The organism is Tenacibaculum sp. HL-MS23 (assembly GCF_032463465.1).
In the GTDB taxonomy this organism is placed as follows: Bacteria; Bacteroidota; Bacteroidia; order Flavobacteriales; family Flavobacteriaceae; genus Polaribacter; species Polaribacter bernardetii.
In genome coordinates, this window is the sequence record NZ_CP135989.1 from 683,672 (window position 1) to 706,620 (window position 22,949).

General features: G+C 31.2%; 17 protein-coding genes. 9 read left to right on the top strand and 8 right to left on the bottom strand.

Going from position 1 to position 22,949, the window contains the following annotated elements; translation table 11 throughout:
• Positions 1-13: 13 nt before the first annotated feature.
• Together RRF68_RS03145 and pheT are read right to left on the bottom strand one after the other, a co-directional pair.
• Positions 14-1,063, bottom strand: a complete 1,050-nt coding sequence (locus RRF68_RS03145) for a quinone-dependent dihydroorotate dehydrogenase (protein WP_315944977.1) — start codon at positions 1,061-1,063, stop codon at positions 14-16.
• Positions 1,064-1,183: 120 nt separating this feature from the next.
• A complete protein-coding gene (gene pheT, locus RRF68_RS03150) occupies positions 1,184-3,610 on the bottom strand; it encodes a phenylalanine--tRNA ligase subunit beta (RefSeq protein ID WP_315944978.1) in 2,427 nt (808 codons plus the stop codon).
• A 165-nt stretch (positions 3,611-3,775) separates the two neighbouring features.
• On the opposite strand from pheT, the gene RRF68_RS03155 reads away from it, so the two are divergent.
• On the top strand, positions 3,776-6,346 hold the full coding sequence (locus tag RRF68_RS03155; protein WP_315944979.1) for an endonuclease: 2,571 nt from the start codon (positions 3,776-3,778) through the stop codon (positions 6,344-6,346).
• 67 nt (positions 6,347-6,413) lie between these two features.
• On the opposite strand, the gene RRF68_RS03160 is transcribed toward RRF68_RS03155, so the two are convergent.
• Positions 6,414-6,707 (bottom strand): hypothetical protein, encoded by a 294-nt coding sequence (locus RRF68_RS03160; protein WP_218772464.1) that lies wholly within the window; start codon positions 6,705-6,707, stop codon positions 6,414-6,416.
• 103 nt (positions 6,708-6,810) lie between these two features.
• On the opposite strand from RRF68_RS03160, the gene RRF68_RS03165 reads away from it, so the two are divergent.
• Genes RRF68_RS03165 through RRF68_RS03175 form a run of 3 tightly spaced genes read left to right on the top strand, consistent with a single transcriptional unit; the run spans position 6,811 to position 9,432 of the window.
• The gene (locus RRF68_RS03165) at positions 6,811-7,440 is read left to right on the top strand and encodes a CoA pyrophosphatase (protein ID WP_315944980.1); all 630 of its coding nucleotides are present in this window, start codon (positions 6,811-6,813) and stop codon (positions 7,438-7,440) included.
• 52 nt (positions 7,441-7,492) lie between these two features.
• Positions 7,493-8,323: a lysophospholipid acyltransferase family protein gene (locus RRF68_RS03170; RefSeq protein ID WP_218772462.1), complete on the top strand. Its 831-nt coding sequence runs from the start codon at positions 7,493-7,495 to the stop codon at positions 8,321-8,323.
• A 17-nt stretch (positions 8,324-8,340) separates the two neighbouring features.
• Positions 8,341-9,432, top strand: a complete 1,092-nt coding sequence (locus RRF68_RS03175; RefSeq protein WP_315944981.1) for a M42 family metallopeptidase — start codon at positions 8,341-8,343, stop codon at positions 9,430-9,432.
• A 153-nt stretch (positions 9,433-9,585) separates the two neighbouring features.
• Here RRF68_RS03175 and RRF68_RS03180 read toward each other — a convergent pair whose 3' ends face one another.
• The 3 genes from RRF68_RS03180 to RRF68_RS03190 form a co-directional block, all read right to left on the bottom strand.
• Positions 9,586-12,105, bottom strand: coding sequence for a PIG-L family deacetylase (locus RRF68_RS03180; RefSeq protein ID WP_315944982.1), 2,520 nt, complete (start codon positions 12,103-12,105; stop codon positions 9,586-9,588).
• Positions 12,106-12,190: 85 nt separating this feature from the next.
• Complete coding sequence (locus RRF68_RS03185) at positions 12,191-12,691, bottom strand: energy transducer TonB (RefSeq protein WP_315944983.1); 501 nt, start codon at positions 12,689-12,691, stop codon at positions 12,191-12,193.
• A gap of 422 nt (positions 12,692-13,113) precedes the next feature.
• A complete protein-coding gene (locus tag RRF68_RS03190; protein ID WP_315944984.1) occupies positions 13,114-14,541 on the bottom strand; it encodes an ATP-dependent RecD-like DNA helicase in 1,428 nt (475 codons plus the stop codon).
• Positions 14,542-14,642: 101 nt separating this feature from the next.
• On the opposite strand from RRF68_RS03190, the gene RRF68_RS03195 reads away from it, so the two are divergent.
• From RRF68_RS03195 to RRF68_RS03205, 3 genes are read left to right on the top strand one after another with little or no spacing between them, the layout of a single operon-like run.
• The gene (locus tag RRF68_RS03195) at positions 14,643-15,377 is read left to right on the top strand and encodes a hypothetical protein (RefSeq protein WP_218772457.1); all 735 of its coding nucleotides are present in this window, start codon (positions 14,643-14,645) and stop codon (positions 15,375-15,377) included.
• Positions 15,352-16,182: a DUF3822 family protein gene (locus tag RRF68_RS03200; protein ID WP_275315646.1), complete on the top strand. Its 831-nt coding sequence runs from the start codon at positions 15,352-15,354 to the stop codon at positions 16,180-16,182. Before RRF68_RS03195 ends, RRF68_RS03200 begins: the two co-directional genes overlap by 26 nt.
• Positions 16,182-16,730 carry an RsmD family RNA methyltransferase gene (locus RRF68_RS03205; RefSeq protein WP_218772455.1) on the top strand — a complete coding sequence of 183 codons (549 nt, stop codon included), beginning with the start codon at positions 16,182-16,184 and terminating at the stop codon, positions 16,728-16,730. The genes RRF68_RS03200 and RRF68_RS03205 overlap by 1 nt, the downstream gene beginning before the upstream one ends.
• A gap of 56 nt (positions 16,731-16,786) precedes the next feature.
• Here the strand turns inward: RRF68_RS03205 and RRF68_RS03210 are convergent, their stop codons facing one another.
• Positions 16,787-18,406, bottom strand: coding sequence for an ABC-F family ATP-binding cassette domain-containing protein (locus RRF68_RS03210; protein ID WP_218772454.1), 1,620 nt, complete (start codon positions 18,404-18,406; stop codon positions 16,787-16,789).
• A 180-nt stretch (positions 18,407-18,586) separates the two neighbouring features.
• On the opposite strand from RRF68_RS03210, the gene RRF68_RS03215 reads away from it, so the two are divergent.
• Positions 18,587-19,942, top strand: a complete 1,356-nt coding sequence (locus RRF68_RS03215; RefSeq protein ID WP_315944985.1) for a hypothetical protein — start codon at positions 18,587-18,589, stop codon at positions 19,940-19,942.
• A 172-nt stretch (positions 19,943-20,114) separates the two neighbouring features.
• Entirely contained in the window at positions 20,115-21,968 is a 1,854-nt protein-coding gene (locus tag RRF68_RS03220; protein ID WP_315944986.1) for a DEAD/DEAH box helicase, read from the top strand.
• A gap of 72 nt (positions 21,969-22,040) precedes the next feature.
• On the opposite strand, the gene RRF68_RS03225 is transcribed toward RRF68_RS03220, so the two are convergent.
• Positions 22,041-22,877, bottom strand: coding sequence for a prohibitin family protein (locus RRF68_RS03225; protein WP_275315651.1), 837 nt, complete (start codon positions 22,875-22,877; stop codon positions 22,041-22,043).
• Positions 22,878-22,949: the final 72 nt, after the last annotated feature.

The window sequence follows — 22,949 nt, forward strand, 5'->3', positions numbered from 1 at the left end:
GTAAAAAGTTAATTTAAGATTGATCTAAAATAGCTTTATTGATTCGCTTTACCAAACTCGGTCCTTCATAGATAAACCCAGTATAGATTTGTACTAAATCTGCACCAGCATTTATTTTATCTAAAGCATCTTTTTCAGAATGAATACCTCCTACCCCGATTATAGGAAATGCTTTGTTAGATTTATCTGCTAGGTATTTAATTACTTTCGTACTTCTTTCTTTAACCGGTTGACCGCTAACACCACCATTACCAATTTCTAATAATCGTTCTTTAGAAACCTTTAAATTATCTCTATTTACTGATGTGTTTGAGGCAATAACTCCATCTATTTTAGTTTTAGCAACCAATTCAATTATTTCATCTAATTGTTGGTTATTTAAATCTGGAGCTATTTTTAAAAGAATAGGTCTCGACTTCGCTCGACCTGACACTGAAAGCTCCTTATTTAATTTCTGAACCTCAGTAATTAACTCATATAAGTATTCAACATCATCTAGTTTTGCATGACTCCCAACATTAGGGCAACTTACATTCAACACAAAATAATCTACATACGGATGCAGTCCTTTAAAACACTCTAAGTAATCTGACGTATAGTTTTCTGGAGCTGTATCGGTATTTTTACCGATGTTACCTCCAATGATAATTTTACCTTTATTCTTTTTTAATTGTTCAATTGCAATAGCTAATCCTTCATTATTAAATCCCATTCGGTTGATAATTCCTTGATCATCTTTTAAACGGAATAATCTTTTCTTCGGATTTCCTGCTTGCCCTTTTGGTGTTACGGTTCCTATTTCTACAAAACCAAATCCGAAGTTTGCTAATTCATTATATAAAACCGCATTTTTATCAAATCCAGCAGCTAAACCAACAGGTTTTTTAAAAGTTAATCCGAATAAATTACGTTCTAATTTTTTATCATTCACCTGATATAAACTTCTGAATATTGAAGCTACAAAAGGAATTTTTGTCATGAATTTCACCAATGAAAAAGTAAAATAATGAATCTTTTCTGGATCAAAAAGAAAGAAAATCGGACGGATGATTAATTTGTACATACTTCTTATCAGGTCGAGCGCAGTCGAGACCTTAATTATTGTTTAAAAAATAACCTCTCGACTGCGCTCGAGGAGACATTTAAATTAAAAAAAGCCCCAATAAAAATTGGAGCTTTTGAATTATCTTAAAACAGCTTCTAAATTCTTTTCGAATGTTAGCTGTAATTTTTGCATTATTTTATCAATCTGTTTATCTGCTAATGTTTTATTTTCATCTTGTAAAACAAAACTAACAGCATATGATTTTTTACCTTCAGGTAATTTATCACCTTCATAAACATCAAATAAATCTACTTCTTTTAATAATTTCTTTTCTGATTGAAAAGCAAGGTTGTAAATTTCTTTAAACTCTATTTTATCATCTAATAACAACGCTAAATCACGCTTTACTGATGGAAACTTAGCTAAATCAGATACTTTAATTTTCTTATTACCAGCTAAGCTTAAAATGTTTTCCCAATTAAAATCAGCAAATAAAACTTCTTGTTTAATAGAAAATTCTTTTAAAACAGCTCTTTTTATAACTCCGAATTCAACTAGCTTAGTTTTTCCTAAACTTAATACTACACCTTCAGAAAACACATCTGTTTTAATAGGTGATGTTTTTAAATTATCAAGTCCTAATCTACTTAATAAGTTCGTTACAATTCCTTTTAAATAAAAGAAATCAGAAGCTTCAGTTGCTATTTTCCAACTATCTTTCGTTCTGTTCCCGGTAACAAACAACGTTAAATGCTTGTCTTCCTGATAACCACTTTCGTATTTATGATATGTTTTACCAAACTCATAAAATTTTAATGCGTTATTTTTTCTGTTGATATTATAAGAAACCGATTCTAAACCACTAAACAATAATGATTGTCGCATTACCTTTAAGTCGTTACTTAACGGATTTAACATTTCTACATTATGTTCTTCCTTTAAATTCTCAGACAAAGCAATATAATCTGCTTTTGTTAAAGAATTTGCCATCGTTTCGTTAAATCCTAATGAACTTAATTGGTTTGCAACAATGTTTTCTACCTTAACTTCTTTATCGTTATCAAATGAAATAGAAGTATTTAATTTATGAGAAAACTCGATGTTATTGTAACCGTAAACTCTTAAAATTTCTTCAATAATATCAGCTTCACGCTGAACATCTACTCGGTAAGAAGGTATTGTTAAACCTAAACCTCCTTCAGTTACACTGTTTATTTTAATTTCTAAAGAAGCTAAAATATTTTTAATCGTTTCTTTAGGAATTTCTTGACCTATTAATTTATACGTGTTTTCGAAAGATAAAAACACTTCGAAATCTTCTATTTTCTCTGGATAAAAATCTAAAACATCCGAAGACATTTTTCCACCAGCGTACTCTTCAATTAATAAAGCAGCACGCTTTAAAGCGTATTTTGTTGAATTGATATCGATTCCTCTTTCGAAACGGAAAGAAGCATCTGTATTTAATGCGTGACGTTTTGCTGTTTTACGAACAGAAACCGGATTAAAGTAAGCGCTTTCTAAGAAAATCGCTGTAGTATGTTCTGTTACTCCAGATTTTAATCCGCCGAAAACTCCACCTAAACATAATGGATTATCATCTGCATCACAAATCATAATATCATCAGCATCTAACGTTCTTTCTACTTCATCTAACGTCTTAAACTTCGTTCCTGCCGCTAAGGTTTTAACAATAACTTTATTCCCTCTAATTTTATTAGCATCAAAAGCATGTAAAGGTTGCCCTAACTCATGTAAAACATAATTTGTAATATCTACAATATTGTTTTTAGGTACAATACCAATAGCTTTTAATCTATTCTGAATCCATTCTGGAGATTCTTTAACCTCAATATCGGTAATTGTAATTCCGCAATAACGAGGTACTAAATTTTTATCTTCAATTTCGATATCAATCTTGTGTGTACGTTCATCTACACGAAAATCTGATACAGAAGGTGAAATTAGCTCTAAATTTGTTCCTTGATGCATTAAACCTGCACGTAAATCACGAGCAACACCAAAGTGGCTCATTGCGTCTGCACGGTTTGGCGTTAAGCCTATTTCGAAAACATAATCTGTTTCGATATTAAAAACTTCTGAACAAGGTGTTCCTGAAGCTAAAGCGGCATCTAAAACCATAATTCCTTCATGACTGTTACCTAAACCTAACTCGTCTTCGGCACAGATCATTCCGTGGCTTTCTTCTCCTCTTATTTTACCTTTTTTTATTTTAAAGCCTTCGCCTTTTTCATCATACAAGGTTGTTCCTACCGTAGCAACAGGCACTTTCTGACCAGCAGCTACATTTGGTGCACCACAAACTATTTGTACTGGATTACCGTCACCTAAATCTACCGTAGTAATTTTTAGTTTATCTGCGTTGGGATGCTTAACACATGTTTTTACTTCACCAACAACGATGCCCTTTAAGCTACCCTTAATACTCTCTACTTTTTCTATTCCTTCTACCTCTAGACCTAAATCTGTTAATAGTTCTCCTGTTTTTTCAGCTTTCCAGTCGGTTTGTAAAAATTGTCTTAACCAATTGTATGATATCTTCATAATCAATCTCTAATTTGAGCAGGCAAATTTAAGGAAAATAAAAGGAAAAATAACAGTCCTTCTTAACACTATTTACACCGCTGATTGTTAACTATTTGATAACATTTATTTCTCAGAATAATTGTTTTTTTGCACTCCCCCATAACTTAACACAACTCAATTTACATGAAAAAATTACTACCCTTCTTTTTACTGATTGCATCTCTTTCAGTATTTTCTCAAGTACCTAGTTATTATAACGATGTTAACTTGAACCAAAGTAGCACAGCTTTAAAAGATGCTTTAGCTACAAAAATTATTAGCACACATGCTGTTAATTTATCCTATTCACCAGGTGTTTGGGACGCTCTAAAACAATCTGATTTAGACGCTGCAAACAACAGTAATGTTGTTTTAATTTATGGTTATAATGACTCTGACGGAAACTATGTCACAGACAGAACTCGTAGCAAAGATGCTAACGGTGGTTCTGCTGGAACGCAATGGAACAGAGAGCACGTATATCCGAAATCATTAGGGAATCCTAATTTAGGAACTTCAGGGGCTGGAGCAGATGTACACCATTTAAGACCTGCGGATATTTCTTTTAACTCACAAAGAAGTAGTAAAAAATTTGCAGCAGGATCTGGTAATGCAGGTGATTCTAACGGTGGTTGGTATCCTGGTGATGAGTGGAAAGGAGATGTTGCTCGTATGATGTTGTATATGTACGTACGTTACGGAAACCAATGTTTACCTAGTAACGTTGCTATTGGTTCTGCAAGTTCTTCTGACAATAATATGATTCAATTATTATTACAATGGAATGCTGAAGACCCTGTATCTAGTTTTGAAACACAAAGAAACCCTATATTACAAGGAATACAAGGAAATAGAAATCCGTTTATCGATAATCCTGCTTTTGCAACTCAAATTTGGGGAGGTCCACAAGCAGAAGATAAATTTGGTAACGGTGGCGGTTCTTCTGACACACAAGCACCAACAACTCCTACTAACTTAACTGCTTCAAATATTACGGAAACATCAACAGATTTATCTTGGTCTATTGCTACCGACAATGTTGCTGTTACTGGTTATGACATTTATAAAGGAACTACTAAAATAGCTACAAGCACTGCTAATTCGTACAATGTAACAGGTTTAAATGCTACTACTAACTATAGTTTTTCTGTAAAAGCAAGAGATGCAGCTAGTAATGTTTCAGCATCTAGTTCTACTGTAAATATTACTACAAGTGCAGGGAACACTTCTGGAGGCTCTGCTTCTGATTTATTAATTTCTGAATACGTTGAAGGTTCTTCTAACAACAAAGCCTTAGAAATTGCGAATTTCACCGGTACAACTATTAATTTAGCTGGCTATTCTCTAAAGAAAGCTTCTAACGGTGGCGGATGGACAAACACTGTAACCTTAAGCGGACAATTAGAAAACGGAAATGTATATGTAGTTGCAAACAACAATGCTTCTACAACTATTAAAAACAAAGCACAATTAACAGAAACTAGTGTTAGTTCTTTTAACGGAAACGATGCTATTGGTTTATTTAAAGGAAGCTCACTTATCGATTTAATAGGAAACCCTAATAGCTCATCAACATTTGCACAAGACAAAACATTACAGAGAAAATCAACAATTTCTTCTCCTAATGCAAGCTATACTACATCTGAGTGGAATATCCTTTCGAAAGATACTTTTAATGGTTTAGGAAATCATACAATTGATGGAGGAACTCCACCTGTTGACACTGCTGCTCCTTCTACTCCAAGTAACTTAACGGCTAGTAACATAACAGAAACCTTTGTAAACTTAAATTGGAATGCTGCTACAGACAATACTGCTGTGACAGGTTATGATGTTTATAAAGGCTCAGCTAAAATAGCTACAGTAACAACTACAAATTATTCAGTTAGTGGTTTAACAGCTGCTACGAATTACACTTTTTATGTAAAAGCTAAAGATGCTGCTGGTAATATTTCTACATCAAGTAATACTATTGGTGTAACCACTAAAAGTGTTGTGGTTAATTACTGCGCTTCTAAAGGTAATAATTCAAGCTATGAATATATTGATAATGTTGCTATAGGCGGAATTTCAAACGCTTCTTCTTCTAATAATGGTTATGGTGATTTTACATCTCAAACAGGTAATTTACCTTACGGAAACAATACTATAATTATTAGTGCAGGTTTTTCAGGCTCTTCTTATACTGAGTTTTGGAAAGTATGGATTGATTTTAACAAAAACGGTATATTTGAAAGCAATGAAGAGGTAGTTAGTGGATCATCTTCTAGCTCAGCTAATTTATCTGCAAGTTTTACAGTACCTACTTCAGCTTTAACAGGAAAAACAAGAATGCGTGTTGCCATGAAATGGGATGCTACTCCTACTGCTTGTGAAACTTTTGGTTATGGAGAAGTTGAAGACTACTCTGTAAATATTGGAGTAAGTGCAAAAGGTGGATACAATACGAATGTAATTGCTGAAGCAAAATTAGGTAATGAAACTGCTGTTTTTAATGCTATTCTTTCTCCAAACCCAACTACTAATTATTTAAAAATTGGAATGGCAGATAATAGAGATGCTAATTATACAATTGTTAATGTTATTGGTCAAAAAGTTTTAAACGGAAAAGTAAATCATTCAACTATTAATGTTTCTAATTTAGAAAACGGAATGTATATTCTTGAAATTAATGACGGACAAAGAGCTTTTACTAAAAAGTTTATTAAAAAATAACGATATCAAATTATAAGAAAAAGGGAAGCTAAATGCTTCCCTTTTTTATGCTTAAAAAATACAGGTTCTAAATATCGATTGTACTTTTAGATTTATCAGAAGCAAATACATATGTAAACAACCACATAAGTGTAAAAGTTGGTATCACATCTAAACCAGGCATTGCTTCTTCTACCAGAGTAACACCTGCTGCAATTTTACCTTTACCTCCTTTATACATTTTAGTCATTAAATACGCAGCAATCGGCGCCCATACCACATCTAGTAATTCACCTACACCAGGTATTATATATGATACAAGTCCTATTGCATCAAACAATAAACTTAGCCCTAAGTTTTTATATTTATTTTTTTTATCCATTTATTAAAAATTAATTCTTTTTGTAACAAATCAAAATTCAAGCCAAAATTTTTGATTTTTAACTCTGTAAATTAATATGTTTGCTCTAAAATACTAAAAACGAATGATTTTCTCTGATTTCATAAGTCAATTAGAAGAATTTAAGAACAAACCTTTAGGAGGCTTGGCTTCTCAACTTAAACTTGCTCCAGAGTTAAGAACACAATTTCCTCAAGAATTAATAGACAGTAAAAAGCCAAAAAGAGCTGCTGTTTTGGCATTGTTTTATCCTGATAAAAATAATGAAACACGGTTTTTATTAACACAAAGAGCAAAATATAAAGGAAAACATTCGGCTCAAATAAGTTTTCCGGGGGGTAAAACAGATAAAGATGACATCAACTTTAAAGCAACTGCTTTAAGGGAAACATTCGAAGAAGTAGGTGTTATTTCTGATGATATAAAAATTGTAAAGCAACTTTCTGATTCTTATATACCTCCTAGTAATTTTCTAGTTGCTCCGTTTATTGGCATAACCAAAAAACAACCACTTTTTACACCTAACTACGAGGTTGAAGGTATTATTGAAGTTTTAATGAGCGATTTATTAGATGAAAATAATTTAAGCTCTATTGAAATGGAAACTTCATATATGAAAAACATAGACGTACCGTGCTTTAAATTAAATGATTATATCGTTTGGGGAGCTACAGCAATGATGCTTTCAGAAATTAAAGATTTATTTAAACAGTAATGTTTTCTATTTCTTTTGTAATTTAGCTCTTACACTAAAAAAATAATCACAAATGCCTTTATTTAAAAGGAATCCATTCGGACATATTTTATTCATAAAACGCTTTCTAATACAAGTTTTAGGCGTTATTTCTCATGGTCGTTATCGTAAATTTAATAATTTACAAATTGAAGGAATGGATATTCTTCGGAATCTTCCTGACAAGAATGTATTATTCATTTCTAACCATCAAACTTACTTTGCGGATGTAGCTTCTATGTTTCATGTATTTAATGCTGCTTTAAAAGGGCGTGATGATAATATTAGAAACGTAGGTTATTTATGGAACCCTAAATTAAACTTATATTATGTTGCTGCAGGTGAAACTATGAGATCTGGTATACTTCCTAAAATATTTGCATATGTAGGTTCAGTTTCTGTAGAAAGAACCTGGAGAAGTGAAGGAAAAGATGTTAAGAGACAGGTAAAAATGTCTGATATTTCAAACATAGGTAAAGCCTTAGACGATGGTTGGGTTATTACTTTTCCGCAAGGAACAACAACGCCTTTTAAACCTATTAGACGCGGTACAGCTCATATTATAAAAACGTACAACCCAATTGTTGTTCCTATTGTAATAGATGGTTTTAGACGTTCTTTTGATAAAAAAGGATTGTTAATTAAAAAACGAAATGTTTTACAATCAATGGTTATAAAAGAGCCTTTAAAGTTTGATCATGAAACTGAAGATGTAGCTAGTATTGTTGAAAAAATAGAATATGCTATAGAACAGCATCCATCATTTTTAAAAGTACTAACTCCAGAACAAATTAAACAAGAGCAAGAATACCGTGAAAAACGACGTTTTTGGGGAGCTGACTCTTACAAAGAAGAAGAGGAATAATTATAACATTACAATTTATGACTAAAAATAAATCAATCTTAAATGAGAAGTCAATCGATTTCTTAGCAAAATATTTAAATAACGCTGCTCCAACTGGATATGAATGGGAAGGACAGAAAATTTGGATGAATTACCTTAAGCCTTATGTTGATGAATTTATTACAGATACTTACGGGTCGGCTGTTGGAGTAATTAATCCAGATGCTAAATACAAAGTAGTTATTGAAGGACATGCTGATGAAATCTCATGGTATGTAAACTATATTTCTGATGACGGATTAATTTACGTGATTCGTAACGGTGGTTCAGATCATCAAATAGCACCAAGTAAAATTGTTAATATTCATACTAAAAACGGCATTGTAAAAGGTGTTTTTGGATGGCCAGCAATTCATACTCGTAATAAAGCAAATGAAGAAGCTCCAAAGCCTGACAATATTTTTATAGATACAGGTTGTGCTACTAAAAAAGAAGTTGAAAAATTAGGAGTGCATGTTGGTTGTGTAATTACATATCCAGATGAATTTCATATTTTAAATGGAGACAAATTTGTGTGTCGTGCTTTAGATAACAGAATGGGTGGATTCATGATTGCTGAAGTTGCTCGTTTATTAAAAGAAAACAAAAAGGAATTACCTTTCGGATTATACATTACAAACTCTGTACAAGAAGAAATAGGTTTACGTGGTGCTGAAATGATTGCTCAAACAATCAAGCCAAATGTAGCAATCGTTACTGATGTTACCCACGATACGACTACACCTATGATCGAGGAAAAGAAAGCGGGACTTTTAGAAATAGGAAAAGGACCGGTAATTGCTTATGCTCCTGCTGTGCAACAAAAGTTACGTGATTTGATTATTGATGCTGCTGAGGCTAACAATATTCCTTTTCAACGTTCTGCATTATCAAGAGCTACCGGCACAGATACCGATGCTTTTGCATACAGTAACGGTGGTGTCGCTTCTGCGTTAATTTCTTTACCATTACGTTATATGCATACAACGGTTGAAATGGTTCATAGAGATGATGTTGAAAATGTAATTAAAATGATTTACGAAAGTTTATTAAAAATTGAAGACGGAGAAGATTTTTCATATTTTAAATAAGCTATAAGTTTTATTGCGAACGTAGCGAAGCAATCTCTACTTCAAAAAAGAGACTCCTTCTTCATACTTCATCGGAATGACATCTTTATATCAAAAAAAACCTCGAAAACAATATGTTTTCGAGGTTTTTTATAGTTGTATAACTATACTATTTTACAGCTTCATTTCTTTTTGTTTAACTTCATTTCCTTTACCTACAGATAACATATTTGCAAATAATTTATACGCTCCTGAAACTCCTACAGGTAATTCTCTAAAGAAACTTAAGCCGGTGTATATATAATTTCCTTTTCCGTATTTAGCAATTAATAAACTACCTTCTTTAGCTGTTTCTCCTTTATCATTCATTGATAATATCGGAGTGTACTCTTTACTCCATTGATTCGGAAAATACAATCCACGTTCTTGAACCCAACCTTTAAAATCAGCTTCAGTAACTTTATTCGGATAGTTTAAAATCGAGTGATCTTTAGATAACAGAGTAACTGCTGCATTTTCATCTGTTACCCTATCTCTCGATAATTTCAACTCAAAAGGTGCCTTTACATCTACCCTTCTATTCGTGTTATACTGTACAATCATATTTCCTCCGTTCTTTACAAATTCTAGCAAATATTTTTGCTTAAACTGTAATTCTGGCAAGGTATTATATGCACGAATTCCTACAACAATAGCATCAAAATCTTGTAAATTTTTATCATTTATATCTTTAGGATTTATTTCTGTTACCTCATACCCTATTTGACGTAAACTCTCTGGAATTGCATCTCCTGAGCCTTGAATATAGCCTATTTTATCTCCTCTTTTTTTAATGTTTAAACGAACAAGCTTTGCTTGTGATGGTAATAAAATAGATTGTTTAGGAATGTGATCGTAATTAATTTCGGTTAACTCTTTACTATATGTTTCGTTACCAATTGTTGCTATTGCCTTTAAAACTCCTTCTGATTGATTTTTTGGTGGCGTAACTTTAAAATCTACTATTTGTTTATCTCCTTTTTGTTCGATATTAAAATTAGCCATTTTAGGAGAAACCTGCCACCCATTAGGAACCTGTAAAGAAACACTTCCTATTACATTTTTATCTCCAGAACGAACCTCTAAAGACACTTTTTGAGAAACATCATCAGAAAAAATAATAACCTTACTTTTTAATTTAGTCGTTACTTTAGGCAACACCTCAAAAGGTTCATAAATTTCGCCTTTATCGCTTTTAGAATACCTGTAAACAACCGGAATTTTAAATGATATCGGTTCATTTTCAATAATCAAATTATAAACGATGTTAATAGGTCTTTCGCTTTCCGGATTTCCTATTAGTTTTTTGTCATCAACAGTATACATTCCTAAATCCCATGGTTTTGTTAACCAATAAGGAGATGAATAACCAATGTTTTTAATCGCAATATTTTCTTTAAAATTTTGCTTTACATTGGGTGCTAATGCTAAATTTTTAGCAATTATATTTTCGTTAGGTAATGTTTTAATAGATACCAATTCTATTGAATTAACACTTCTATTTAACGCTTCAAAATTAACTTCAAAATTACTATTTGATGTGGTGCTAGATTTGTTTGCAGAAGCTTCTAAATACAAACCTGCACTAGCTTTAATTACCTCTTGTAATTCTGTTGTTTTTATGTTTTTCCAATGTGCATCTTTTAAGTTCTGAACCAACTTATAAGCTTTCATTAATTCAGGTAAATGCTTTGAAGGATTTACAAAATCGAAATTCTTTTCAATTTCATATAAAATATCACCAATTTCGCCTCCGCCTTCTACTCTGTTCCACGTAGTATTTATACCAGAAAAAATATCTTTTTTATCCTTCGGAAAATCACCTTTTAGAAATTCAACATATTCGGTTTGACTTCCACGAGTTGTTAAACGACCAAAACCTTGACATAAGTGTTGGCTACTAGCCATAGATGCTAGTTCGTTGTTTGATAAGCCTTTTAAAGGATAATAAGCACCAATATCAAAACTTAGCATCTTGCTTTTATCTGCTTTATCGAACTTTTCTTGACTACCATAAAACCACCAAGAAGTGTTAAAAAATAAGCGTTGTGGTTGCCAAATACTGGTATTTTTAAGCTGACTAGCATATTTTGTTTTATCATTTGCTAAATCAAAAGCTTCCATACTTAACATTGCCGATGAAGTATGATGACCATGTGTGGTACCTGGTGTTCTATGATTAAAGCGGTTGATAATTACATCGGGTTTAAATTTACGGATAGCCCAAACTACATCTGACAACACTTTATCTTTGTTCCAGATTTTTAAAGTTTCATCTGGATGTTTAGAATACCCAAAATCGTTAGCTCTAGTAAAACGCTGTTCTCCTCCGTCGACTCTTCTGGCTGCTAATAACTCTTGCGTACGAATTACGCCTAATAATTCTCTCATTTCTGAGCCAATTAAATTCTGACCTCCATCACCACGAGTTAATGATAAATAACCTGTTCTTGCTTTTTCATGGTTTGATAAATAAGCGATTAAACGGGTATTTTCATCATCTGGATGCGCTGCAATATATAATGCAGAACCTAAAAAGTTTAATTTTTGAATTTTCTCAAAAATCTGATTAGAATTTAATTTTTGAGGTTTTTGAGCATTTATTGTCGTTGAAATACAAAAAATACCAATAATAGAAAGTGCTCTTTTAAACATTATAAAGATTTAATTGAACAACAAATGTACTTTTTTTAGTACTAAAAAAATTTATAATATGTTAATTGTATGCAAAAATTATAATTTAATAGTCCATTGAAAAAAGTATAGAAAATCCATAAGAAACATTCACTTTTTTACCATTATGTTTTCCTGGTATAAACTTTGGAAGTGTTTTTATGATCCTGATAGCTTCTTTTTCTAAAATATTATTACTTATTTCATTACTTGAAGCTTTAATGTTTATTACTTCTCCGCTAGTATTAATTACAAAATTAACTAGAACAGAGCCTTCAATATTATTTACTAATGCTTGTTCTGGGTATTTTAATTGAACTTTAATATGTTCAGCCATTCTTTGATTAAAAGAAATATTATTATTTGGCATTGGAAATGAAGGTACATTTGATACTTCCGCAAAAGAAACTGTTCTTTTAAAATTAGTTAAGTTAATATCTTCTTTAACTTTCAATTCTGATTGAATTAACTCGTTATTAACTTTATTCGCAACTAAAGCTATACTTTTCACACTGTTTCTAATTAACTTTTCTTTATTAGAAATAACTTTAGGCTCATTAATTAGCATTGCAAGATTTTCTATTTCACTTTTAGCTACCTTAAGTATTGTTTTATTTAATGGATTTTTTACCCTATTACTAGATCTTCTTTTCTTTAAATATCTTTTGCTAAATGTTTTTGATGTTGTTTCTGAGTTTTGAATAACAGCTCTAGATGATTTGTTTTCACATTTTTTTACAGATATACTATTTAAATCTACGTAGTTCGACTCAACTTTGTCTTCACAAACTTACTGAGCGATAACTACTTGAGTAAAAAAGACTAATAATGCTAATGTTATATTTTTCATGCTAAAAAATTTACATTCATATATTATAAATGTATCAATAACATAAGCATCTTCAGTTTGTTTTTCGATAAACGACCCTATATGTATAGATGAAAACCTTTTTTAATGATTTAAAGCGTATTTTATTAAAAAACAATTATTTACTCTAAAAAGCAATCGTCTTTAAAGCCTATTAAATATAATTTATCTTGCGCTCTGGTAACTGCAGTATATAACCAACGTAAATACTCAACACTTGGTCCGTCAGGCAAATAAGGCTGCTCAATAAAAACGGTATTCCATTGTCCACCTTGTGATTTATGACAAGTCATCGCGTAAGAAAACTTTACCTGAAGTGCATTAAAGTATTTATTATTTTTTACGCCCATAAACTGCTTATATTTCGATTTTTCATCAGCAAAATCTTCTTTTACAGCTTGATATAACTTATTTGATTCATCATAGCTTAAAGAAGGACTTTCACTAGAAAGCGTATCTAAAAGCAATACTGTTTCAAAAGGACTCATATCAGGATAATCAATCATACGAACCTCTACTTCAGCAAATTTAAATCCGTATAATTCTTTTATATCAGTAATTCGCATCACTTCACAGATATCACCATTTGCTATAAAACCTGCGGAAGAAGAGTCTTTTAACCAAAAGTAATTGTTCTTAACAATCATTACATAATCTCCTGTAGAAATCTCATTTTCTTGACCACGGATTTTAGTTCTAATTTGATCGTTGTATTGATTAGCTCTTTTATTTGAGCGCACAATAAAAGCGGTATCTTCTACCCCAATATCACCATCGTAGGCCTGTGTAATAGCATCCTGTATGTCGTAACTGTCTTCTAGCCTGATGATATCTAGATAATTTATATCAAACTTAAAGTCGGTAACATTATTTTGTATTAATAAACGTAAATCAGTTGCATTAGCTAATATTCCTGAATTTTGTTGCTGACGCACTACTTCATCTAACTCAATTTCGGTAACATCTTTATTAAAATCAAAAGAAAGTTTATCTGCCTCTAAAGCAGGACTCATTGTTAATTTAACCGGTGGCAACTGTGCTGTATCTCCTATAAAAACAATTTTACAGTTTTTACCTGAGTACACAAAAGATATTAAATCATCTAATAAAGAGCCGTTTTCAAACAGTTTAGAGTTTTGACGAGCATCTGATATCATTGAAGCTTCATCAACTATAAAAACCGTGTTAATATGCTTATTAGGTTGCATCACAAAGCTAACACCGCCATTACCTTCTTTTTTAGGAAAGTAAATTTTTTTGTGTATTGTAAAGGCTTGCTTTTTAGAGTAACCAGAAATTACTTTTGCTGCCCTACCTGTAGGTGCTAAAAGAACAGCCTTTTTACCGGCTTTCCATAAATTATTAACTACGGTACTAATTATCGTTGTTTTACCCGTACCGGCATATCCTTTTAATAAAAACAAGGCGTTGCTATTAGTGTCAAACAAAAAGTCTGTTAACTTATCTAATAACTCATTTTGCTTCTGAGTAGGTTGGTACGGAAATTTCTCGAGAATTTCTTTATAAAACTTAGGTGCTGATTCTATCATATTTTAAATAATAGCCAAAGATAAATGTATTTATAGATAAAAATTTTCATGATTGAAAAAAAATTGTAGATTTGCGTATATCATATATTAAAACAAAAAAAATGAATTTATTATTAATGATTTTAGCAGCTGTTGTAGTTGCAATTCTTTTAGCTGTAATTATAGTTAAGTTTGTGCCATTGAAAATGAGATGGTTAGTCTCTATTTTATTATTAGCAGCTACTGTTCTCTTAGTGGTTAAAATTTATGGAGGTATCATGGAACCTATTCATTTTGCTAAAGAAAAAGAAGTACGTTTTGCTAAGGTTATTAAGAATTTAAAATTAATTCGTGATGCTGAAGTTAAATATAAAGAGGTTTATAGAACTTATACTAACAGTAAAGATTCTTTAATTAACTTTATTGAAAACGGTCAATTAGCTTTAATTGAAACTAAAAACATCGAAGAGAAAGTTGATAGAGGTGGTGGTATTTTTATTACTGTTTCTAAAAAACAAGTTGATACTATAGGGTACGAACCTGTAGCAAAATATTTTGAAGGTGAAGACTATAAAGGTATGTTTAATGTTCCTGGAACAGACAAGCAGTTTGAAATAGCTACTGGTGAAGTTGAAAAAGTTGCCGGATTATTAGTTCCTGTTTTTGAAGTTAAAGCAGATAAAACAGCTATCTTAAAAGGTATGAGTACTTCTTTAGTGAAACAAGAATTAGAAGCTTTAGAAACGGATCAAATTAAAGGAGCTTATGTTTCTGTTGGTTCTTTAGACGAAGTAACTACTGGTGGTAACTGGCCTCCTTCTTACGATAAAGGTGAAGCCGTTGTTAAAGAAGACTAAAAAAACTAGCGTAATAACGCAAAATAAAAATCTATCCATCCAATTTAGTTTGGATGGATTTTCTTTTTGTATCTCTAATTCAGATACAAGAGAAACAATTTTATTTACCGAATATATATTTGAGGCTTCATTGACTTCTCCTGAATATTTATTAGATAAAGTTATTAGTATTTTTGCTACTGATAAAGATTTACAGCAAGACTTTAAAAGTGTATTTGCTATTCATCAAAATAACTTAGCAACACTTGTACCCAACGAATATTTTGATAGAAGCTGTTTAGAATCTTATTTAAAATACACCGTTAAAACCTTAACAACAGATTTTATTACATATGATGCTTTAGATATGATGGAAGCCAATACGGTATACATTCCTTATGTAAACATCAATAATTATCTGTTTCAAAATTTCGGAGAATTCGAATACAAACATCACTCAACTATTTTAATAGATAAGTTATTAAACTACTCTAAAGAAGATTCTGAAAAACAATTTTTCGTACACGTATCTCCTAATCAATTAGATATTGTTGTTTGCCAGCAAGGCATTTTAATTTTACATAATTCATTTTCTTACGCTACAAAAGAAGATTTTTTATATTACATTTTATTTGTAGCAGAACAATTACAAATGGATCCTGATAAATTTCAATTAACTTTCTTAGGTAATATTGAAAAACAGTCTGACCTTTATACGATTACCTTTAATTACGTACGTAATATTCATTTTTTAAAACCTATCTTAAACTTTTTTACAGATAGTGAAGAGTTTTCTAATCATTCTAATTTCATCTTAGTACACTAATGAGAATTATATCAGGAAAGTATAAAAGCAGACGACTTTCTGCTCCGAAAAAATTACCTGTTCGTCCTACGACCGACATGGCTAAAGAATCGTTATTTAACATCTTAAACAACAATTATTATTTTGATAGTATTGCTGTATTAGATCTTTTTGCAGGTACTGGTAATATCAGTTATGAGTTTGCTTCTCGCGGAACCTTAACAATACACGCTGTTGATGCTCATTTTGGCTGTATAAAATTCATTAACGAAACCGCTAAAGAGCTAGATTTTGATATAAGCACCTACAAAAGCGATGTATATAAGTTTTTAGAAAAAACAACTATAAAATCGGATGTTATTTTTGCAGATCCTCCATATGACTTTGAAGAAGAGCAGTTTTTAAAAATTGCTGATCTTGTTTTTGATCGTCAACTTTTAAGTGAAGAAGGAACTTTAATTATAGAACACTCTAAACATACCGATTTAACAAAACATCCAAAACATAGTTACGACAAACGTTACGGTGGTAATGTTTTTAGTTTTTTTGAAACAGAAACAGAAGAGTAAACATAAAAAAAGGAAGCTAATTAATTAGCTTCCTTTTTTATGTGATAATATACCTATTAAGAATACATTTTCTTTCTTAATTCCTTAACCTTAGGATCAGATAAATAATCATCGAAAGTTGCATATTTATCAATCACTCCTTTTGGTGTTATTTCAATAACTCGGTTTGCTACTGTTTGTGCAAACTCGTGATCATGAGTAGAAAACAATATGGTTCCTTTAAAGTTAATTAAAGAGTTGTTTAATGATTGAATAGATTCTAAATCTAAGTGGTTTGTTGGTTCATCTAATAAAAGAATATTAGCTCTTGTCATCATCATACGAGATAACATACAACGAACTTTTTCTCCTCCAGAAAGCACATTACTTTTCTTTAATGCTTCCTCTCCTGAAAAAATCATTTTACCTAAAAACCCTCTTAAAAACACTTCTTCTCTTTCCTCTTCTGTCTGTGCATACTGACGTAACCAATCTACTAAATCTAATTCGCCGTTTTGAAAAAATGATGAATTATCTGCTGGCAAATAAGATTGTGTCGTTGTTACTCCCCAATTATACTTTCCTGAGTCTGCTTCTTCATTTCCTGAAATAATTTCATAAAAAGTAGATACTGCTTTAGAATTCTTTGAAATAATTGCAACTTTATCTCCTTTGTTTAAGTTAATGTCAACATTGGCAAATAATGGACTTCCTTCAAAGTTTTTAGTTAATCCTTCTATATTTAATATCTGATCTCCTGCCTCTCTATCTCTATCAAATATAATAGCTGGGTAGCGACGACTAGAAGGTTTAATTTCATCAACATTTAACTTATCTATCATCTTCTTACGAGAAGTAGCTTGTTTAGATTTTGCCATGTTTGCAGAAAAACGACGAATAAATTCTTCTAATTCCTTCTTCTTATCTTCTGCCTTTTTATTTTGTTGTGCTCTTTGTTTCGCTGCTAACTGACTAGATTCATACCAGAAAGTATAGTTACCAGAAAAGTGATTTATTTTTGCAAAATCAATATCAGAAATATGTGTACAAACAGCATCTAAAAAGTGACGGTCATGCGATACAACGATTACCGTATTATCAAAATTAGCTAAAAAATTTTCTAACCAAGCAATTGTTTCAAAATCTAAATCGTTGGTAGGTTCATCCATTATCAGCACATCAGGATTCCCAAATAATGCTTGAGCTAATAAGATACGTACTTTCTTTTTAGATTCTAAATCTGCCAATAAAGTATAATGATCTTCTTCTTTAATACCTAAATTCGATAATAAAGTTGCAGCAGCAGCATCGGCATTCCAACCATCCATTTCTTCAAAACGAACTTGTAACTCCCCTATTTTTTCTGCATTTTCATCAGTATAATCTGCATATAAAGCATCTATTTCTGTCTTAATTTTATGCAACTCTTTATTCCCCATTAAAACAGCTTCTAAAGTAGTATACTCATCAAAAGCATAGTGATCTTGAGTTAAAACCGACATTCTTTTACCTGATTCTAAATGAACCTGACCAGATGTTGGTTCTTGCACTCCTGATATTATCTTTAAAAAAGTAGATTTCCCTGCTCCGTTTGCTCCGATAACACCGTAGCAATTTCCTTGAGTAAACTTTGTGTTTACTTCATCAAATAAAATACGCTTACCAAACTGAACTGATAAATTAGATACTGATAACATTTATGACTTTTTAAATTGGCTGCAAAAGTATAAAATATACTGACTTAAAAAGAATTTGCAAGGATAAATTTAACATCATACTTTTGGCGCTTTTAATTCTTTTAACAGCTAATTAACAACTAGATTATACAGAGATGTTTATTTTTGAGCATTATTTCTTTATAAAGAGAAAAACAAGATATGATTAAGTATTTAATACCTTTTATATTAATTTTATTCATTGGTTGTAATGAATCGGAAACCCCAAAAAACACTTATTTTGGAGGGAAGATTATAAACCCAAAATCTAGCTATGTAACTTTATCTGATAATTATGGTTTTAACGACACTATTTATTTGAAAAAAGACAATAGCTTTTTAGGCACTTTTAAAAAGTTTAAAGATGGATTATACATGTTTGGTCACGGGCCAGAACATCAATATGTATATCTAGAGGCTAATGACAGTTTGCTTTTTAGGTTAAATACTTGGAGCTTTGATGAGTCGCTTGTTTTTAGCGGTAAAAACGCAGAAAGAAATAACATCTTAATAGAATCGTTTTTGCAAACAGAAATAGATGATAAATATTTTTCTAAACATCAGAACCTTACACAAGAAAATTTTATAAAAAAAGCAGATTCTATAAAAAGAGTTAAGGAGAATATTATTAACACATACAAAAACAATACAGATGATGTTTCTAGTGATTTTTTAGAAATACTAAACATTACGATGCTGTATCCTATTTATACCAATTTAGAAGAATATGCTATTTATAATTATAATAATAAAAAGTCTATTCCTTTAATTGATTCTTATTTTGATTATCGCAATAACATCAACACTAAGAAAGACTCTTTAATTTTTTACGAACCATATTATAAATATATGATGGATAAGTTATACAATGATGTATATCTTAAGAAAGAAAAATCAGAAAACTTTACTGTTGACTTACTTTATAGCATAGACGCAAATATTACTTCAGAAGAAATAAAAAACAAGTTACTATATAACACCGTTATGCGTCGCTTTTTTAAAGAGCCTAGTCAAAAAAATAACGACCAAGCATTTTTTACTTTCTTTAAATTAAATACAAGTATTGATCAGAAAAAAAATGTACAACGCTTAATTAACGATCTAAAATTATTAAACACAGGTGATAAATTACCTTCTTTTAGTTTAGTGAACGCTAAAGGAGAAGAAAAGAATATTTCTAAAATAGTAAGTGACAAGAATACTGTTATTTTATTTAAAGACTACAAACATGCATCTGATGAATGGATTGCTTCTCGTACTAATTACCTTATAAGAAACAACCCAGATGTTAATTTTGTTGTAGTTAATTTATGTACATCATCTAAAAGATATACCAAAAACATAGATATTAAACACCAATACACATTACCCAAAAAAAGCAGCTTGTGTGAGTTTTCTACTAGCAAGTTTCCGCGTGTTGTTTTAATTGATAGTAAAGGTATTATAACAAACGGATACACTAGTTTATCATCAAAAAGAATTAATGTAGAAGTCGGTAATTTACAAAAAAACAAATAATCTTCTATAATCTATTTAATTTATCATACCTTTGCGGGATTTTATTTTCGAAATAAAATGAAATTTAGATTATTAACTACCAGATTATTAGCCATATAATCTATTGTCCAAATTAAGAATCAGGTTTACAGATACTGGCGTCTGTGAATCTAAAAAGAACACAGACGTATATATGTCAACATTTTTAGATTTAGGTTTAAAAGAGCCTATCAACAAAGCATTAACAGATTTAGGTTACGAAAAGCCTACTGTAATTCAAGAAAAAGCAATTCCACAAATTATTTCATCTACGGCAGATTTAAAAGCATTCGCCCAAACAGGTACAGGAAAAACAGCTGCTTTTAGTTTACCAATTATCGAGCAAATAGACTACTCAGATAAAAACACACAAGCTATTATCTTATCTCCTACTCGTGAACTTGCAGTTCAGATAGGAAACAACATTAAAGAATTCGCTAAATACATACCAGATTTAAAAGTGGTTACTGTGTATGGTGGTTCTAATATCGAAGAGCAAATTAGAGGTTTAAAAAGAGGTGCACAAATAGTTGTGGGAACGCCTGGTAGGACTGTCGATTTAATAAATCGTAGAGCTTTAAGATTAGGAAACGTAAAATGGTTAGTTTTAGATGAAGCTGATGAAATGCTTAACATGGGGTTCAAAGACGAACTTGATAAAGTATTAGACGCAACTCCTGAAACAAAACAAACTTTATTATTTTCAGCAACTTTTCCTAGAGAAGTAGAAGCTATTGCTAGAAATTATATGGATAATCCTGTTGAAATTACATCAGGAGAAAAAAATCAAGGTTCAGATAACGTTACTCACGAATACTATGTAGTAAACGAAAGAACTCGATACCAAGCATTAAAAAGAATTGCAGATGTAAATACTGATATTTACGCAATTATTTTCTGTAGAACAAGAAGAGAAACACAAGAAGTAGCCAATAACTTAATAAAAGATGGTTATAGCGCAGATTCTTTACATGGAGATTTATCTCAACAACAAAGAGATAGCGTTATGGGTAAATTCCGTAAGAAAACTATCCAAATTTTAGTTGCAACTGATGTTGCTGCTCGTGGAATTGATGTTAACGATTTAACACACGTTATTAACCATAAATTACCAGACCAAATAGAAAACTACAATCACCGTAGTGGTAGAACAGGTAGAGCTGGTAGTAAAGGTATTTCTGTAGTATTAGTAAATAACAAAGAGAAAGGTAGATTACGTTCTATTGAGCGTATCATCAAAAAGAAATTTGAATCTAAAAAAGTACCTACAGGTAAAGAAATTTGCCAAAATCAATTAATGCACTTAATTGAAAAGGTTAAAGCTACTGAAGTTAATACGGAACAAATTGAAGAATTCTTACCTAGTATCTATGAAAAATTAGAAGATTTATCTAGAGAAGAATTAGTTCAGAAATTCGTTTCATTAGAATTCAATAAATTTTTATCTTACTACAACAAGTCTGACGATTTAAACGATGTATCAAACAGAGATAGTTCAAGAGCTAGATCTAATGATGAAAACATGACTCGTTTCTTTATCAACTTAGGTAGAAAAGATAAATTAAACCCTGCTGCATTAATCGGATTAATAAACGATCAAAAAATTGCAGATAAAATTGAAATCGGAGCGATTGATATTTTAGATACTTTTTCTTTCTTTGAAATTGATAAAAACTTTGAAAAAGAAACGTTAGATGCTTTTGGAGCAAATGACGCTGACTTTAACGGACGTACTGTAAACATTGAAATTACTAAATCTAATCGCGGTGGCGGTGGAGGCGGAAGAAAACCTCGCGGTGGCGGTGGTGGATTCAGCGGAAAAAGAAGAAGCGGTGGAAATGATAGAGGGCCAAGAAGTTCTGGTAGAAGAAGTGATTCTAGTAGAGGTGAATCTTCTAACAGAAGCGACTCTAGAAGACGCAGTAGCGATAGTAGTTCTTCTCCTAGAAGAAGCAGTGGTGACGGTAATGCTTCTGCTGGTTTTGGTAGAAAGCGTAAAAGAGACTAAGCAAAGAATCTTATATATTAAAAAAGCAACTCATAAATGAGTTGCTTTTTTTTACTTAAGTTTTAATGAAATTTATTGATTTCCTAAAATAATTGGCATTCCGCTTTTACCTGCTCCAATCAATACCACTTTACTGTTTGTTGACTGAGATAGCTTTAAAGTAGCTTCAATACCTTTATCTTGTAAGATTTTATCCGTTAAAGAAGCACTTAAAATCTTATTTGCATCAGCTTTACCTTTTGCTTCAATAATTTGCTTTTCCGCTTCTTTTTGTGCAGTAACTAACCTAAACTCATATTCTAAAGATTCTTGTTCTTGCTTTAACTTACGCTCAATAGCTGTTTTAATTGTAGGAGGTAATGTTACATCTCTTACCAAAACTTCGTTTAATTGAATATACTGTTTGTCTAAAATCTTTTTGGTTTCTTCAAAAATTTCTGTTTGAATTACATCTCTTTTACTAGAATATAATTGTTCTGGTGTATAACGACCAACAACACTACGAGCTGCCGAACGAATAGCTGGTTGTATAACTCTAGAAATATAGTTCTCCCCTTTTTCTTGATGTAGTGAACCTATTTTCTCAGATTGAGGTTGAAACCAAGCAGAAGCTTCCAATTGAATTTCTAATCCGTTTGAAGATAATACTTGCATTTTTTCAAAAATTTCTTGCTGACGTACTTCGTAAATAAAAACTTTGTTCCAAGGTGATACAAACTGAAACCCCTCTCCCATTGCTGGTTCGTCTGTTACTACTCCACCTCCAAAAGTTCTATACAAAACACCTGCTTGACCTGATTTAATAGTTACGGTTGCTTTTGTAAAAGCAATAATTACGATTACTGCTAAAACACCTAAAAGAATACCGCCTTTTGGTAATTGTAAATCTAATTGTCTATTGTTACTCATTTCTATGATTAAAATTTATAATTATTATGTTCAAATGTACAGAATTAATCACAATTACCTTAATATAGTCTG